At 36.9% G+C, this 16959-nt stretch carries 17 protein-coding genes; 3 read left to right on the top strand and 14 right to left on the bottom strand.

Annotated elements, in window-relative coordinates; genetic code table 11:
* Window positions 1–278: 278 nt before the first annotated feature.
* The 14 genes from hag to KQI76_RS02890 all read right to left on the bottom strand — a co-directional run bounded on the left by hag (window position 279) and on the right by KQI76_RS02890 (window position 12496).
* On the bottom strand, window positions 279–1097 hold the full coding sequence (gene hag, locus KQI76_RS02955) for a flagellin Hag (RefSeq protein WP_216398812.1): 819 nt from the start codon (window positions 1095–1097) through the stop codon (window positions 279–281).
* A gap of 232 nt (window positions 1098–1329) precedes the next feature.
* On the bottom strand, window positions 1330–1554 hold the full coding sequence (gene csrA, locus KQI76_RS02950; protein ID WP_216398811.1) for a carbon storage regulator CsrA: 225 nt from the start codon (window positions 1552–1554) through the stop codon (window positions 1330–1332).
* A gap of 2 nt (window positions 1555–1556) precedes the next feature.
* On the bottom strand, window positions 1557–1997 hold the full coding sequence (fliW, locus tag KQI76_RS02945; protein ID WP_216398810.1) for a flagellar assembly protein FliW: 441 nt from the start codon (window positions 1995–1997) through the stop codon (window positions 1557–1559).
* Between the two features lie 16 nt (window positions 1998–2013).
* The gene (locus KQI76_RS02940) at window positions 2014–2604 is read right to left on the bottom strand and encodes a DUF6470 family protein (RefSeq protein WP_216398809.1); all 591 of its coding nucleotides are present in this window, start codon (window positions 2602–2604) and stop codon (window positions 2014–2016) included.
* A gap of 92 nt (window positions 2605–2696) precedes the next feature.
* Window positions 2697–3611, bottom strand: a complete 915-nt coding sequence (flgL, locus tag KQI76_RS02935; RefSeq protein WP_216398808.1) for a flagellar hook-associated protein FlgL — start codon at window positions 3609–3611, stop codon at window positions 2697–2699.
* An 8-nt stretch (window positions 3612–3619) separates the two neighbouring features.
* Complete coding sequence (flgK, locus tag KQI76_RS02930) at window positions 3620–5134, bottom strand: flagellar hook-associated protein FlgK (RefSeq protein WP_216398807.1); 1515 nt, start codon at window positions 5132–5134, stop codon at window positions 3620–3622.
* 12 nt (window positions 5135–5146) lie between these two features.
* On the bottom strand, window positions 5147–5641 hold the full coding sequence (locus KQI76_RS02925) for a flagellar protein FlgN (protein ID WP_216398806.1): 495 nt from the start codon (window positions 5639–5641) through the stop codon (window positions 5147–5149).
* A 68-nt stretch (window positions 5642–5709) separates the two neighbouring features.
* Window positions 5710–5979: a flagellar biosynthesis anti-sigma factor FlgM gene (gene flgM / locus KQI76_RS02920; protein ID WP_216398805.1), complete on the bottom strand. Its 270-nt coding sequence runs from the start codon at window positions 5977–5979 to the stop codon at window positions 5710–5712.
* A gap of 65 nt (window positions 5980–6044) precedes the next feature.
* Window positions 6045–6470 carry a TIGR03826 family flagellar region protein gene (locus tag KQI76_RS02915; protein ID WP_216398804.1) on the bottom strand — a complete coding sequence of 142 codons (426 nt, stop codon included), beginning with the start codon at window positions 6468–6470 and terminating at the stop codon, window positions 6045–6047.
* A 78-nt stretch (window positions 6471–6548) separates the two neighbouring features.
* Complete coding sequence (locus tag KQI76_RS02910) at window positions 6549–7022, bottom strand: ComF family protein (RefSeq protein ID WP_253288773.1); 474 nt, start codon at window positions 7020–7022, stop codon at window positions 6549–6551.
* Window positions 7023–7250: 228 nt separating this feature from the next.
* Window positions 7251–8594: an ATP-dependent helicase ComFA gene (locus tag KQI76_RS02905; RefSeq protein ID WP_216398803.1), complete on the bottom strand. Its 1344-nt coding sequence runs from the start codon at window positions 8592–8594 to the stop codon at window positions 7251–7253.
* A gap of 671 nt (window positions 8595–9265) precedes the next feature.
* Entirely contained in the window at window positions 9266–10108 is an 843-nt protein-coding gene (locus KQI76_RS02900; protein WP_216398802.1) for a DegV family protein, read from the bottom strand.
* Between the two features lie 357 nt (window positions 10109–10465).
* The gene (locus tag KQI76_RS02895) at window positions 10466–11140 is read right to left on the bottom strand and encodes a response regulator (protein ID WP_216398801.1); all 675 of its coding nucleotides are present in this window, start codon (window positions 11138–11140) and stop codon (window positions 10466–10468) included.
* A gap of 222 nt (window positions 11141–11362) precedes the next feature.
* A complete protein-coding gene (locus KQI76_RS02890; RefSeq protein ID WP_216398800.1) occupies window positions 11363–12496 on the bottom strand; it encodes a sensor histidine kinase in 1134 nt (377 codons plus the stop codon).
* A 1082-nt stretch (window positions 12497–13578) separates the two neighbouring features.
* Between KQI76_RS02890 and KQI76_RS02885 the strand changes: the two genes are divergently transcribed.
* From KQI76_RS02885 to KQI76_RS02875, 3 genes are all read left to right on the top strand, one after another.
* The gene (locus KQI76_RS02885) at window positions 13579–14217 is read left to right on the top strand and encodes a YigZ family protein (RefSeq protein WP_216398799.1); all 639 of its coding nucleotides are present in this window, start codon (window positions 13579–13581) and stop codon (window positions 14215–14217) included.
* Window positions 14218–14284: 67 nt separating this feature from the next.
* A complete protein-coding gene (locus KQI76_RS02880; RefSeq protein WP_216398798.1) occupies window positions 14285–14857 on the top strand; it encodes a class D sortase in 573 nt (190 codons plus the stop codon).
* Between the two features lie 17 nt (window positions 14858–14874).
* Complete coding sequence (locus KQI76_RS02875; protein WP_216398797.1) at window positions 14875–16920, top strand: penicillin-binding transpeptidase domain-containing protein; 2046 nt, start codon at window positions 14875–14877, stop codon at window positions 16918–16920.
* Window positions 16921–16959 lie beyond the last annotated feature (39 nt).

Raw genomic sequence — 16959 nt, 5'->3', positions numbered from 1 at the left:
TATAAAATTAGCGGGTGAAATACGCGAGACTCCTACGGGAACAGCACGACCTGAAGATCCACCTAGTCAAGCGAACTGTGCTTGACTAAGTTAGCTGAAGGCGTGCCCGTGGAAAGGGAGCGTATTTCACCTGCGGGTATTCATTTCTATTTCGTAAGAAATGTCACTTAATTAATTTCGACTCATTAGAATCTCTGACCAACACCATTTGACATAGAGCCAAAAAAAGAAAGACTCCAACCAATTTGGCTAGAGTCTTATTTATCATGATTATACAATTATTGTAGTAATTGTAGGACACCTTGAGGTGTTTGGTTAGCTTGTGCCAACATAGATTGTGAAGCTTGAGTAAGGATGTTATTCTTGGTGAATTCCATCATTTCTTTCGCCATATCTACGTCACGAATACGTGATTCAGCAGCTGTTAAGTTTTCTTGTGAAGCACCTAGGTTATTGATAGTGTGCTCAAGACGGTTTTGGTTAGCACCAAGTTTTGCACGTTCTGAAGATACTGTATTAATAGCAGCATCAATGAGTGCTAAGTTAGCATCATGGGATTCTGCCCCTTCAGATACATCAACAGTATCTACACCTAAAGCTCCAGCTTCCATATTACCTATATTAATTGTAAGAGTTTGGTCTTGGTTTGCACCAATTTGTAATATTTGGTCTGTAAATTCACCTTTTAATAGTGATTTACCATTAAACTCAGTACGTTCTGCAATACCATCAAGTTCTGCAATTAGCTCATCGATCTCATTTTGAAGTGCTGTTAAGTCTTCTTCTTCTTGTGTTGCACCGTTACCAGATTGTACAGTTAATTCACGCATACGTTGAAGAATTGCATGTGTTTCAGTTAATGCACCTTCTGCAGTTTGGATTAATGAAATACCATCTTGTGAGTTCTTTTGTGCCATTTCAAGACCACGGATTTGACCACGCATTTTTTCAGAGATTGCAAGACCTGCTGCGTCATCTCCTGCACGGTTGATACGAAGACCTGAAGATAGTTTTTCTAATGATTTTTGAACACCATTAGTGTTACCTGTTAGTTGGCGGTGTGTGTTTAACGCCGCAATGTTGTGATTAATTCTCATTGTAATTTCCTCCTTGAGTTGTTTATTATAATGCCACATCCTTGTGGCAAGCAGTAGGATAAAAGCGGCCGTCTCTTATCCTGTTTTGCTTTCACTTACTATATCGGATGACCTGTAAGAAAGTTTAATAATTTTTAAGTTTTTTTAATAAAAAGAGCTTTGTTTATTGATTTTCTAGTTAGCATCTTGTTTTTTAAACCTTTCTATGGTAAATAGATTCAATCCTAAAGCTTTATTGATCACTATTTTGGAAAAAATCTAATAGATCTTTTGGATTATTCAAGGCTTCCTTATTTTCTTGTTGAATTTCTAAATAAATTTCTTTTCGATGGACATCGATTTCCTTTGGAGCAGTGATACCTAGTTTAATTTGGTCGCCTTCTATCGCAACAATTTTCACTTCGATGTTTTCTCCAATTTGAATCGCTTCATTTAATCGACGAGTAAGTACAAGCATCGTTATACCTCCTGTTCCTGAACAGGTGTGAGTGGTGTCTGTGTTGAATATGCTTTATGATTTGTAATGTATTGTTTGGCTAATCGCTTCCTATGGTTGATGACGATTGGTGCTTGAAGATTGATTGTACTCTTAGAAAACTTCTCTTTTAATGTAATGATCCCAAGTAAGCTGACATCCTGTTCTGACTCAATCTCAAGAAGTTCAAGAGTTGAATCATCAAGTTTCACTTCATAATCTTGATAGAGCTCTAAAGGTGGCATCACAATAAAGGCGATATTCTCTTCTGTGATTGATTGTAAAACTAAAAAGGTTGGATTATCTGGGATATTGATTAAGGCAAAATTCTTTTCATCTGGAAAGCCAGGTAATCCATTTGGGAATTTGATTAAATCAGCTTCTGCTATTGTAAGAGCGCCGAAATATTTTGTTTGTATGTTCATAGTTCATACCCTTCTTTTAGATTGACATTTCAAATCCGAAATTTCGGAAGTAGAGATTTTCAAAATCAACGATTAAATCATTTTCTTGTCTAATGCCTGTCGTAACTTTACCTGGGCTATAAGTCATAATTGGTTTGTTCGGAGTATTTCGAATCACTGGTTGATTGACTTTAACACGAATATCAACTTCTGCTGGTTGATATTCGGTTTTTACTGAGAAGACAGATGGAATAAATTTAATATTGATCGGTTTTTGGTCCTCATATGCATTACGGACAGCTTGAGCCAATAAGGCGTTTCCACCATCTTCTATTTTCATTTGCTCATCGCCTTCCTGTCTTCGTCTCGCAATGCCACTCATCAATTTTTGATAGCCTGCTTTAGCGAAGTCTTCATGTGATACTTTAGCACTCTTTAATCCCATATCATACCATGCTTGCGATTGGTCGATTGTTAAACGAGATGGTTGTGTTCGAATGGAAAGATCCGCTGATGGTTGATGAATTTCCTGTCTAGCCTTCGGTTGGCGAATATCTTGTTCCGCATTTTTGGTATCGAGCGAAATTTGAGCAAGTTGTGATTGTAATCGAACTTGTGGAACTCGCATCTAATCACTTCCTAACTAGGTTATAACCATAATGACACTTAAAGAGCTAAATCAGCTACCTGACCAGCTCTTTATATCATTATTAGGTATTTTTATCTAAGAAAATCTAATAGTGTCGGTTGTAAAACTCGTGCACCAGCACTTAGAGATGCACGGTGGATCGCTTCCTGCATTGTCAAACTCATAATCACTTCGACAACATCGGCATCCTCATTATCTGACATCATACTTTCTGCACTAATACTTTGGTTTGCTAAACGATTTTCGATTAATTCAATTCGATTCTTTCGCGCTCCAATAGTAGCATGCTCACTTAAGGTCTTATTTAAGTGACCCTCAATCGTCTCAAGATGACTTCCAATCCCTTCATCAGGGATGTCACCATTATTTAAATCATCAGCCAACTTTTGTAGGTCGTCAAAGAATTCCTTAGAAAAGACGCTGGAGGGATCCGAATTAACTTTGAATCTGACCCCCGCGGAAATTTCTATTAGGACATCTTCTTTATTGTTTGATACTGTGAAATTGCCATCTTCGTCACGGGTAAAGGGCGGAATTCGATTTCCTTCTTCATCAATCACACCGTTTGTATCTGTCCCATTGAATAAGTACTTGTCGTTGACTCGTGTATTAGCTATATTGACTAGCTGATCAATCAGTTGATCAACTTCCTTACCAATATTCGACCGATCTTCACCATCATAAGTTCCGTTGCTTGCCTGTATGGTCAGATCATTGATTTTATGCATAATCAAAGTTACTTCACTCATTGCCTCATCGGTATTATCAATCCAATTATGAACTTCACCTAAGTTCCGCTCATATTGCTTTATATTCGATAGTTGTGAGCGATAGCCCATCCCCTTCATGGCAACAACCGGGTCATCAGATGGTCTGGTAATCTTTTTCCCAGAGGATAGTTGATTCATATATTTGTTTAAACTACCATAGCTGCTGCTAATGTTCTTAAGCATATTGTTGGATATCATTCCTTGTGATACACGCATTTATCTCCCTACCTTCCGACTAAGCCCATTTGGTTAATAATTCGATCGAGCATTTCATCTACTGTGGTCATACTTCTCGCCGCTGCATTATAGGCATGTTGAAATTTAATTAAGTTACTCATTTCTTCATCAAGGGAAACCGAACTAACCGACATACGATTCTCCTCGACCTGTTGGCGAAGAACCGCACTGTTATCCGTCATCCGGTTTGCTTCTTTCGTTTTTACACCTAATTCACCGATTAATGATTGGTAAAAGCTCTTAACAGATGTCCGTTCGCCAAATTCTCCAGCACCTAGCTTGTTATAAACTTCTGCTAGATCAATGGCATTCGTTCCATCACCCGTACCGCTGTTTTCTTTTGAACTCGCTGCGATTAGATCCGGGTTATTAAGGATTTCTTCATTTACGGCAATTGTTCCAAGTGGATCATTCTCATCAAAGGTGAAGAATTCCCCTCCTTGGTTTCCATCCAAATCAAATCCAGCTTGATGGACTTTATTGAATTCCTCAGCATAAGTCACCAGCATCAATTCTAGATCTGCCTTTACCTCATTGTAATAACCATGTATCTCATTCCCATCAACATAGCCGTTCATTTCAAGCAATGCTTTCATTGATCCTTTTGAAGTAAAGTCTGCTGCTAGAATAGTTTCTGTTTCATTCAATTCTTCATTTGTGATTGTAAATTCGGTAATATTACCGTCTGAATCTGCGCTAACTTCAAATTGACTATAGGATCTTGAATCCCCATCAACCAAACTAATGTGTTGATCACCATTTTTTAATGTGATTGTTGCAATTCCTTCTGCAATTGGACTTGGTTGTCCACTACTTTTTCCATAGGAAACCTCGATATCAACCATCGTTGACAAAGTGTCAATTAAACGATCACGCTCATCATATAGATCATTTGGCACTAATCCATGTGGTTCGATACCAGCAATCTCATTATTAATCGCATCAATTTGTTTTAAAATTGAATTTAAGTCCTCAACTGTCACATCGATTTGATTTTTCAAGTCATCCTGCACATCTTTAATGGATGAGGATAAATAGCGGAAGGTTTCAGCTACCGCTTCCCCCCGTTGAGCAACGACCGTGCGTGTTCCTGCGTGGTCGGCATTTCCATTTAAGTCCTGAAGACTATTGAAGAAATCTTCTAAAACAAATGCTAAACCTTCTTCTGTCGGTTCATTCAATAAATTTTCCATTTGTTTTAGTGCTTGAGCCTGTGATTGATAATAGCCATATTTACTATTCTCTTTCCGATATTGCGTATCTAAAAATTGATCACGAATACGTTCGATTGAACCTGCTTCTACTCCACTTCCGACGCCACTGACAACTCCACCCGGTTCACGGCTGGAGGATAATGAACTGATCTGTTCAAAATTAACCCGTTGTCTGGTATAGCCTACTGTATTCGCATTAGATATGTTATGTGATGTTGTATATAAAGCGGCTTGTTGTGCATTTAAGGCCCGCTTTGCCATTTCTAAACCTTGAAAAGTTGATACCATATTAAAATCCTCCTAGGCTTTTGAATCAAAGACAGATCGCTTCGATTGAGGATCGTTTTGATTTTTTGCATTTCCATAATTAACTTGTTCAATTGTTGGACTTATCATATCTAGGTTCAATTGAACAAACTGTAATGATTGATTGGTCAATTGTTGATTGAGTCCTTCCTGTGCCTTTAATTCTACTAATAGATTTGCTAATTCTGTTGACAATTCTTCTAGTTGCTTTCTTTCGTCATCATCTGATACGTGTTCCAAAATAGTCGTCACAGTTTTTTCTTCATCATTGAGTTGATGCTTTTCTGCCCATTCGTCAACAGCAATTAAGCGTTCTTTTTCAAATTTCTTAATTGCTTGGATATGCTTTTGTTCAGTTTTTAAAATCTTTTGGATGCCTTCTATGTCACCTTTTTTAAGTAACTCTGTTTTCAATAATGATAATTGAAGTAAACTTTCGTGAAGTTGAATAAGTTGCTTAAGTGGTGACAAAATACGGATAATTGACATGAGGTTAAGTCCTCCCTTGTTTCACTCGAACTCTACTCCTGCTAAAGAAATACAATTTAGTTTGAGTTTTATTTACTCCAAAATGATAGTAACTTTTCAGCTACTTTTTCCGGTTCTACTTTGTAGTTTCCTGACTCAACCTGAGCTTTGATTACTTCTACTCGTTTTTCACGAGCCGGATGAACACCACTTAATTCTTGCATTTTCTTTGCTTGATCCGAAATTTGCAACTGATCTGCTTTTGCTTGTTTTTCCGTTCGATTTTGGGCGTACTTCTGAAGTTGCTTTTGATATGGATTCACTTTTGGTTGATTTGAGCCATGTATTTTCAAGACCACCCACCTCTTTCTTAACGGTTACTATTCTAACCTTTATATCGACTTAATTAAAAAAATGTTTAATCTTATTTATTTGTTTTGTCAATGGCAAAATAAGTTCTAACTTTTTCTCTATCTTCATCATCAATTCGTTGTTCAATCGCAGTGATTTCATCTTGAATTTCTAGCTCTTTAGTCAAAGTTTTAGAACAGGAAGTACATAACTTCCCATCAGTAATTGGATCACCACAACGTTCGCAAGGATAGTTTAAATTCGGGAATTGATTGGCACGCAATCGTTTTTCTTTGACAAATTTGATGATTAGTTCTTCTTCTACCCCAGTACCTTCATAGATTTCTGAAATTGTTGCTTCGCGGTTAATTCTTTTTTTCATAAAGTCATAGACAATTCGGAACTTCTTCTCTTCCTCTTTATAGCAATCCTGACAAATCGTACGTGTTACCCGAACATATAATTTTCCACAGTTCATACAATTATCTAATTCTGCCATTAAAGCTCCCACCTTTAACTAAATTCCTATCTGGATTATAACATATATATCGGCTCCTACTTCTAATTTTGTAAGCTATTACCGTGCCAAAGTAAAACTAGCTATTTTCTGATAACCATTTCTTTTTAGAACATGAGCCGCATGGTGAATTGTTGCACCCGTCGTATAAATATCATCAATGATAATCACTGGCTCTGGTTCACATCTTTTAGTGAGTTCGAAGGGGTTTTTGCTTGTTAAGCGGGCCTGACGATTTTTTTTGGCTTGTTTTTCGCCTTCAATCCGCTTTAAAAGTGGGAGCTGTTGATATGGAAGTAAGCTAGCCAAGGCTTCTGCTTGGTTAAAGGCTCTTGCAGATAGACGTTCTGTGCTTAATGGAATTGGAACTAACTTTGTTTTTTTATCAATGGTAGGAAATGCTTGTTTAAAAGCTTGAGTAAAATCCTGTTTAAAACAATGAACAAGTGCATAATCACCACGATATTTAAACTGGCTAATTAGTGTTTTTAAAAAATCATTATACCGATAAACAGCACGATTCTTTAATAGCAAGTGCTTTTGTTCCCAGCGCCTGCAATCGTGACAACTTGTCACATCATCACGACCACAGTAGTGACAAGCTGGTGTTGTGATTAATTCAAGTTGACTGTGACACCGTTCGCAAATTGGGGATTGAATCGTGAATGCTAATAGTGTGGACCAAGTAACCTGGGCTTCAATCGTTTCTAAACATATATAACAATGAATCTTAATCGCCTCTTTCCTAAATATATATTTTATTTAATGAAAACCTGCACGTTTATTCATTAATCTTATTGCTGTGATAGAGTCTCGAATTGCTCTTGTTTTGCCATCATGAATAAAGACGACTTCTCCTGTTGGGTCATCTGGACTGCGACCAGCACGCCCCGCTATTTGTACAAGTGCCGCTTGATCAAAGACTTGATGTCCTGCATCAATCACAGCGACATCCACCGATGGAAAAGTCACACCTCTTTCTAGGATCGTTGTTGTTAAGAGAATATCAATTTCTTTTTTTCGGAATTGTTGAACTTTCTCAATTCGATCAGAATCTTCAGCATGGACGGAGTGGATGACTTTATCAGGAAGTCTTTCAACTAGAGATGGACGATACTTTTCTGCTTGTTCAATCGTTGCGGTGAAAACGAGCAGTTGGCGAGTTTTATTTTTTCTTTGATTGAACCAATTCCAAAAACAAGTTGGTAGTTCGCTTGGGGAAAGTTTATAGGTTAACTTGGACTTAGGTAGGGGTAATGGGTGGCCATGATAGCGAACTGGGACAAAGACGGTTGGTGGCTTTCGTTTAAGTAAATCTTGTCGTGGCGTTGCTGTGAGATAAATCATTGTCGCATCTTGTTTTTGTGCTCGGCGAGCTGCATACGGTAAACTGGGATCGGCATGATAGGGAAAAGCATCTATCTCGTCAATAATCAGTAAGTCAAAAGCATGGTCATAGCGTAAAAGTTGGTGTGTTGTAGCCAGTGTGATTTGTGCAGTTTGATGATTCTTACCACTTCCACCGTATAAACCGACAATTGATGTTTCTGGAAATGCCTGTTGGAATCTAGGGAGTAACTCTCTGATCACATCGGCCCTTGGTGAGGTTAGACAAATTCGTTTCTGTTGGGTAATTGCTAAAGCGATACCTTCAAATAGCATCTCTGTTTTACCTGATCCACAAACTGCGTTGATTAACAGTTCAGCTTGTTTAGTTTTAATTGCTTTGATAATCTGATCAGATGCCTGTTGCTGTGCGGGGGTTAGTTTTCCTCCCCACCCAAGCGGTTCTTCTGATTGTGGTGGCCAAATCGGAGGTGGGCCAGTCCATTTATAAAGTGGCGTGCAAAACATTATACGTCCCATCTGAATACACTTCCGACAATAATGATGATTTTGACGGCAATTTGAGCAGGGAATTTTTCCAAAAAGATCTTTAGCTGTGTTACCGCACCTCTCACAACGATAAGAAAAATAGTGTTTTGTAATTGCCTGAATAGGAGTGAGTTGCTTCCTTAATGTTAAGTCTGTGAATTCAGGTTCGGTAAGTTTGAGTTCATCACGAAGCAGTAATCGCCCAGCAAAGCGTTTGGCATAGTTATTCAATTTTTTAATCCTCCTTTTTATGGTTTAATTAATGAGTTGAGAGTATTTTGATGAAGTTGAGAATAAGTTGCGAAAGTTGAGAGCATTTCACCAAACTTGAGAACAAATCGCGGAACTTGAGAGCATTTCACCAAACTTGAGAACAAATCGCGGAACTTGAGAGCATTTCATCAAACTTGAGAGCAAATCACAAAAGTTGAGAGCATTTCATCAAACTTGAGAGTAAATCGCAGAAGTTGAGAGCATTTCACAAAACTTGAGAGCAAATCGAAGAACTTGAGAGCATTTCACAAAACTTGAGAGCAAATCGTAAAAGTTGAGAGCATTTTACCAGACTTGAGAGCAAATCGCGGAACTTGAGAGCATTTCACAAAACTTGAGAGCAAATCGAAGAACTTGAGAGTATTTCACAAAACTTGAGAGCAAATCGAAGAACTTGAGAGCATTTCACCAAACTTGAGAGCAAATCGCGGAACTTGAGAGCATTTCACCAAACTTGAGAGCAAATCGCAGAACTTGAGAGCATTTCCACAAACTTGAGAGCAAATCGCAGAAATTGAGAGCATTTCATCAAACTTGAGAGCAAATCGAAGAACTTGAGAGCATTTCACCAAACTTGAGAACAAATCAAATATGAAGAGCTCCACTACAAGTGCAGTGGAGTCAAGTTTTTATTCTTTATACCAGCCAAGTCCAATTGAGCCTTCGCCAAGGTGAGTTCCAATAACAGCTCCAAAATAACTAATGTTTATGTCAGCGTTTGGATAAAGATTTTTTAATTCTTGAGCGAATGATTCTGCAAGCTCTGGTGCGTTAGCGTGAATGACAGAAGCTTGGATGGGTTCGCCTGTTTTTGCATCTTCATCAAACAATTCAACAATACGCTTGAATGCTTTTTTCTGTGTTCGGATTTTTTCAAACGGGACAATTTTTTTATCGACAAAATGGAGGATCGGTTTGACTTGTAACATGCTTCCGACAAGTGCTTGAGTACCGCTTAAGCGTCCTCCACGATGAAGATGTTGTAAATCATCAACAACAAAATATGCTCGCATGGATTGTTTCATTTCGTTCAATCTGGCGATTATTTCGTCTGGTGTTGTTCCTTTTTCAACCATTCTAGCTGCTTCAAGTACATAAAAACCTTGTGGCATACAGCTTATTTCTGAATCAAAAACCCGAACATCAATGTTATTAACCATCGTGCCAGCAGTCTGCATAGATTGAAATGTTCCGCTAATGCCACTTGATAAATGAATTGCAATGACGGCATCATAGTCTTTAGCTAGTTCAGTTAGCTTGTCCGTCATATAACCAATTGAAGGTTGAGATGTTTTTGGTAATTCTTTTGATTCATGAACTAGCGAATAAAAGGCTACTGCATCCAGTTCAATTTCTTCTTCGTAGGACTTATTGCCAAATGTTACACTTAATGGGACAATTTCGATGTTATACCTCTTCCTCGTGCTCTCTGTTAAATAAGACGTACTGTCTGTTAATACAGCTATTTTCATTTTAAAGATCGTACCCTTCTATCAATAGTATAAGTATGATAAAAAATAATGCCATGATTATCGTCAAAGTGCATGTTCAAAAAATAGGAGAGCGCCAAATGTTTGGAACTCAAACATGTTAGTAATTGATAAAAAGTCATCTATTCTTGACACATTATTTCCTCAAAGCCTTTGAACAGTTTTTCAAAAAAAATATAAACTCCTTCTCATTCTAACGAATTACTCAAAAAAATCATAGTCCCTAACTTAAGTATTTTCATTTTATCTCTTCACATGTTTTATAAAATCCTCAATAATTAAAAAAACAACCTAGCAAAAGGAAAAACTAGATTGTTTATGTAAAAATATGCATTTGTCTTACAATACTTCCACCCAACCATTTCGAATAGCCATAACGACGGCTTGCGTACGATCATTAACATTCATTTTTTGTAAAATATTGCTGACATGATTCTTCACTGTTTTCTCACTGATAAATAAATGTTCAGAAATACCTCGGTTGCTCTTTCCATCCGCAAGTAATTGCAAAATTTCACATTCACGACGTGTTAATAAATGAAGTGGTTTACGATATTCTATGTCTTCAATGCTTCCTGATTCAACTTTGCTCAAACGTTGGAACTCTCTTACCAAGTTATGAGTGACCTTAGGATGTAAGTATGAGCCACCCTCACTTACAATTTTAATCGCTTCAATTAAAGTTTCAGAGTCCATTTCCTTTAACAGATAACCGTTAGCACCCGATTTTAATGCATGTGTCACATAGTTTTCATCATCATGAATTGATAAAATAATGACACGAACATCTGGGAATTTAGCAAAGATCTTTTTCGTTGCTTGAACACCGTTAGTATTCGGCATATTAATATCCATTAATACAACATCGGGTCTATACTCTTCAACGATGCTAAGCGCTTGTTCACCATCGTCACCTTCTGCCACAACTTCAAAACTATCCTCAAAATCTAGGATCCGCTTTACCCCTTCCCGAAATAGTACGTGGTCATCAATTAAAACAATTTTCTTTGTCATATTTACTCCTCCATCTGTACTCATTAAATATAATTCAGACTAACTATATTCTTTCTTAATAAACCATTTATATCAGGGACAATATGGCTAATTTATGAATAATTAAATAAAAAAAGTGATTAATGTCTGAAAAGCTATTCATTGATTTACAGTTTAATTCTTTTTTTTGTCAATTTATCTATCCTAATTATACATGATTTTTGAAAAAAAACATTAATTTAATTAATTTTTCAAAGGAACCTTCACATAAATTGTAGTCCCTTGTCCAATTTTGGATTTTATTTTTAACTGGCCAGCAAGCATTTCAACACGTTCACGCATTCCAATTAGGCCAAAAGAATTATCTTTCTTCTGGTTAATGTCAAATCCAACACCATCATCACGAATAAGAGCAGAAACTTGATTGTTATCCATACTTATATTAACTTGGATAACTGTTGGAGAGGCATGTTTAACTGCATTCTGAACAGCTTCTTGAATTAAACGGAATAAAGCAACCTCATATTTTGCATCTAATTGATCGAAGCAGCCTTGTTCTGATAAGTTAATTGTAATCTTGTGATAGTCCTCTACATTTGCTAAATACTTTCTAATCGTTGGAACAAGCCCTAGATCATCTAAAGCCATCGGTCGTAAATCATAAATGATTCGTCTGACTTCACCTAAGGATGTTCGAACCATTGAACGCATACTTTTCATTTCTTTCATCGCTTCTTCATGACTTCTCTCTCTAAACGTCCGATCAACTAGGTCTGCTCTCAGTAAAATATTAGCTAACATTTGTGCTGGCCCATCATGGATTTCCCGGGAAATTCGACGCCGCTCTTCTTCTTGGGCTTCAATAATCTTTAATCCGAATGCTTGTTTTTGATTAGCATCTTCTATTAAATCTCCAATTTGTTTAAAATCATCAGTCAGATAATTTGATATAATTGAGACTTTGCTAACAAGCGTTGCACCTTTGCCAATAATTCTTTCTAAAGACTTTAAACGCCGTTCAATAAAGTCACGTTGTTGCCGCAAAGAAATCTCACGTTCTCGGACCATTTTTAATTCAGCCTGAATATCATGGGTTGTGACATAAACATCTTTGATTTCTTTTTCAGTGTAGACGTTAAAATTTTTGCTAACCTGTGCCAGTCGATTACGATAAATACGTTCTTGTTTCTCTAATTGATCACCTCGAGCAATCATTTCTTTTACTTTTTGTCTAATTTCTTCCAGCTCTTGAGTTAAAGACTTCTGTTCTTCTCTTGAGGATTCCGTTAATTCATAAATTTCATCTTTACTTTTATCGACAACTCCTAGCATACTTTCAATGATTTGATCAAAATTTCTTTCATTTATTTGTTTCATTATAAAACTCCTATATCCGCTTATTGAATCCATTATCATGTACCTATTCTACTATAGGATAACCAATAAGTTAGATGTTAAAATTATTATTGTTTATGACAATGATCATTTTTTATTTTATTGAACAGCATTATACGATCCATGTTCAAAAATACAAGCAGTAAATAAAGTGAAACTTCAATCAGTAAGGGGGTTCAGAACTTACCACAAAACCTTGTGGGTTTAGTCTGCCTTCTCCCATCCCCTACTGACTGGGACTGGGACCGCGGTTACTCGTCCCAACAAAAATATTTGTTACTACTACAAGGGTTTCACCTAAACCAATCAGGCCGCTTCTGTCAGTTAATCTCCCACTTGCAATTCCTAGTTTCCTTCGAATGCTTGAAGTGTGAGTCTTACTGACAGCTACACTGTGTTAAAATAAATCTTCATTTAATGGGGCTTCATTCCCAATTAAGTCATAAATAAACCGTTCTCACTGAAGGTTCCTACATTCATCCTACTTAATCCCTTAAGGATTCTGTTGCAAAGTGTTAGGACAGGCTAAAAAGCCCCATCAGTTAAGATTACCACCTTCTAAGATTGGAACGGGGCAAAGATTACTTGTCCGAACATCGTCCAAAACATATCGGTAGATGCATTAGGCGAAGGGCTTCTGCTCTTATTTTATTAATTCTTTAGACTTTTTAAACAACCGTTTTTTTTGATACTTTTATCATAGCATATTTACAGGATAGTTTTATAATTAAATAGTGACAAAATCCAAAAATTATTGAATGATTTTTTAACTTTTTATCCCTACTCTCTTTTTTTATAGGACCATTACAATAAAACCAGAAAATTACCAATCTTGTTAGGAGGGATTATGGGACAATCAACCTAGCTCTATCTAAGGGGCTTATTTTGTCTAGTTAGTGCTTGTACGGTTCAGTAATTCAAAGATAAAAGTGATTTTATTAAATAAAAATGAAGAATGAATAGGTAAATAATCGAAGCTTTCTTTATTCAATCCATAAAGGGGATTGTTCGCTTTACCTTGTACACTTATCCGCTTATAATAAATCATGATAGGAGGTTTTTTAGTGCTGAAAAATTATTTAACTGTTCAATCAGAAGGACAAGCTGAAATCATCATTCAGAAATCCCGTTTTATTGGTCATATAAAGCGGACCGAAACAGAAGAAGAAGCACAGACTTTCATTCGAAAAATAAAAAAAGAACACAGTCAAGCAACTCACAATTGTTCGGCTTATCTTATCGGTGAACATGACCAAATCCAAAAAGCTAATGATGATGGTGAACCAAGTGGTACAGCGGGAATCCCAATGCTAGAAGTCCTGAAGAAAAACGGTTTAAAAGATACTTGTGTTGTTGTTACCCGATACTTTGGTGGTATTAAACTTGGTGCTGGTGGTCTAATCCGTGCTTATTCAAAAACAACCTCTGAAGCCATACAAGAAACTGGTATTGTTAAACGCCAATTAATGAAGCAGGTAACAATAACGATTGATTATCCTCTTCTTGGGAAAATTGAAAATGAATTGCATCAAAATGAATATTTAATTGAAACGATTGACTATTTGGAGCATGTTGCCTTTCATGTGCTTGTTGCAGTCGATCAAATCGATGCCTTTTCAACTTGGATGATTGATTTAACCAGTGACCAAGCCGAGCTCAAGATTAATAAGGAAAAATATATTGAAATTCCTTATCAAGATTAAAGCTTTTATATAGTATACTTAAAATGAAATAAACTAATAAGAATAATTCAACAAGGAGGCGGTTATTTTGAAGAAAATTGCTACATTACTTATTATCATCGGAATCGTTTTTCTAGCCATTGGCAGTTATGAATACATCAATATCCAAATCGGTGAAAAACAAGCACGAGCAGAGGCTGAAGAGTTGTTAAATGCTGCAACGAATAAAGATGGTGATTCAAAGATAGAATTCGATCCAGCTTATGGTGATACAATTGGATTATTAAAAATCGAAAAAATCGATGCATCCATCCCTATTATTGAGGGAACCGATCCAGATGAACTTGAACGTGGTGTTGGCCATATGTCACAAACAGCTTATCCAGGCGATAATGACCAAATTCTATTATCCGGTCATCGGGATACTGTTTTTACACGTCTTGGTGAAGTTGAGCTTGGTGATATTATTACCGTTGAATTACCTTATGGAACCTTTAAATACGAAATGGTCGATTCAGTTATTGTAAGCGCAGACGATACTTCTATAATCGGTTCAACTGCACCTGATGAAGAACTTGTTATTTCTACTTGTTACCCTTTTGGCTATATTGGAAGTGCACCCGATCGTTACGTCATTTATGCTATTCCAATTGAAGAATAATGAGGAGAGATACAGTAATGAAAAAACTAATCTATCTGGTCATGATACTTCTTGCATTCCTCCTTCCAAGTGGCTGTTCAAATGATGAAGAAGTGATTTTACCAGATCAACGATTTGAAGAATACGTGGAATTGTGGCAAGAACAAAACTTCACCGATATGTATGATATGTTGTCAGAAGAAACTCGTGAAACATACAGTCGAGAGGATTTTGTCGATCGTTACGAAAAAATTTATCAAGATCTTGAGATTGAAGATTTATCAATTTCCTACACTTTACCAGATATTCCTGAAGACACTGATGAAAATGAAGAAATACCAACTACTTTTCCGATTACAGTACAACAACAATCAATTGTCGGAGAAATAAAATTTGATGATGAAATCACATTGGTAGAACAAATCGAAGAAGTAGAGAAAGGTGAGGAGCGAAGTGATTGGAAAATTGTTTGGCATCCAGGATTAATTTTCCCTGAGCTTTCAGATAATGGGACGATTAGTTGCACGACCATTCCAACAACACGCGGGGAAATTTTCGATCGAAATGGGAATGGACTTGCCATAAACGATACGGTTTATGAAATCGGTGTTGACCCTGCTCGCTTTACAGATAACCGTAAATCTGAAATCAAGGAAATAGCAAAATTACTAGATATTAGTGTTGAAAAAATTGAATCATTACTTAATCAAGACTGGGTGACCGATGGTGTATTCGTTCCTTTAAAAACAATCCCTAATAATGACGAAGAATTAATTTCTGATTTAGTCGCCATTCCACCGGTCATATCAAATGCTAAGACAGGACGCTCTTACCCTTATAATGAAAGCTTAGCCCACCTTATCGGCTATATTGGAACGATTACTGAAGAAGAAATTAGTGAAGCGGAAGAAGGGACTTATACAACAAACGATCTAATTGGAAAACGGGGGATTGAACAACTTTTTGAAGAACGTTTACGTGGTGAGGATGGGATAAGAATTGTCGTTGAAAATGAAAATAGTAAAATTGGTATCGCTGAAAAACCACCGATCCCCGGTGAAGATATTCAGTTAACAATTGACGCAGAATTACAACAAATGATTTATGATCAATTTGATGGTGATGCGGGAACAGCAGCCGCGATTGATCCTAAAACGGGTGAGACACTTGCGCTCGTATCAAGCCCAGCTTTTGATCCACACGATTTTGCTTATGGTATTAGTCAAACTAAATACGATGAATTAACTGAAGATCCGGATCAACCCATTTTAAACCGATTTGCTTCAACTTATTCACCAGGTTCAGCATTTAAACCACTTACAGCAATGATCGGATTAAAAACTGGCGTAATAAACCAAAATGATGCTGTTGAAATCAAAGGCTTAACTTGGAGTAAGGAAAACTGGGGGAATTATCGAGTGAAACGGGTCTCAGAATCAACAGGGCCAGTCGATTTAAGCAATGCACTTATTCGATCTGATAATATTTATTTTGCTCAAAAAGCCGTAGAAATTGGCGGAAAAGATTTTGTAGCAGGTCTGGAGTCGTTCGGATTTGGTGAAGACGGCTTATCTTTTACATACCCGATATACTCAAGCCACATATCTAATAGTGAAAAGATCGATAAAGAAACATTACTGGCTGATTCTGGATATGGCCAAGGTGAAATTTTAATCTCTGCTTTACATTTGGCAACAGCTTATACTCCAATTTTAAATGATGGCATGATGATTCAGCCCATCTTAGATGTAGAGGAAGAGCAAGCTCAAGCTTATGCAGAAGATCTAATTAGCCCTGAAGATGCTGAATATTTGCGTGAGGCACTCCGCAAGGTCGTCTCTGCTTCTAATGGAACAGCACGCCGAGCAAATATTGATGAAGTTGAGCTCTCAGGCAAAACAGGAACAGCTGAATTAAAATTATCATTAGATGATGAAAATGGAACTGAAAATGGCTGGTTTGTCTCCTACCCTGATTCCCAAGATATCATTCTCGCAATGATGGTTGAATCGGTTCAATCTCGAGGTGGCAGTAGTTATGTTGTTAAAAAGGCAACTAATATTTATCAAGAATTGTATGATTAATTTTCAATAGAAAGTGAGGAGCTGCCAATCTATTTGATG

Origin of the sequence: Amphibacillus sp. MSJ-3 (assembly GCF_018919165.1) — a bacterium.
GTDB lineage: Bacteria > Bacillota > Bacilli > Bacillales > Amphibacillaceae > Amphibacillus.
Note: the sequence above shows the minus strand (reverse complement) of the source record. Positions and strands in the feature narration are given on the sequence as shown.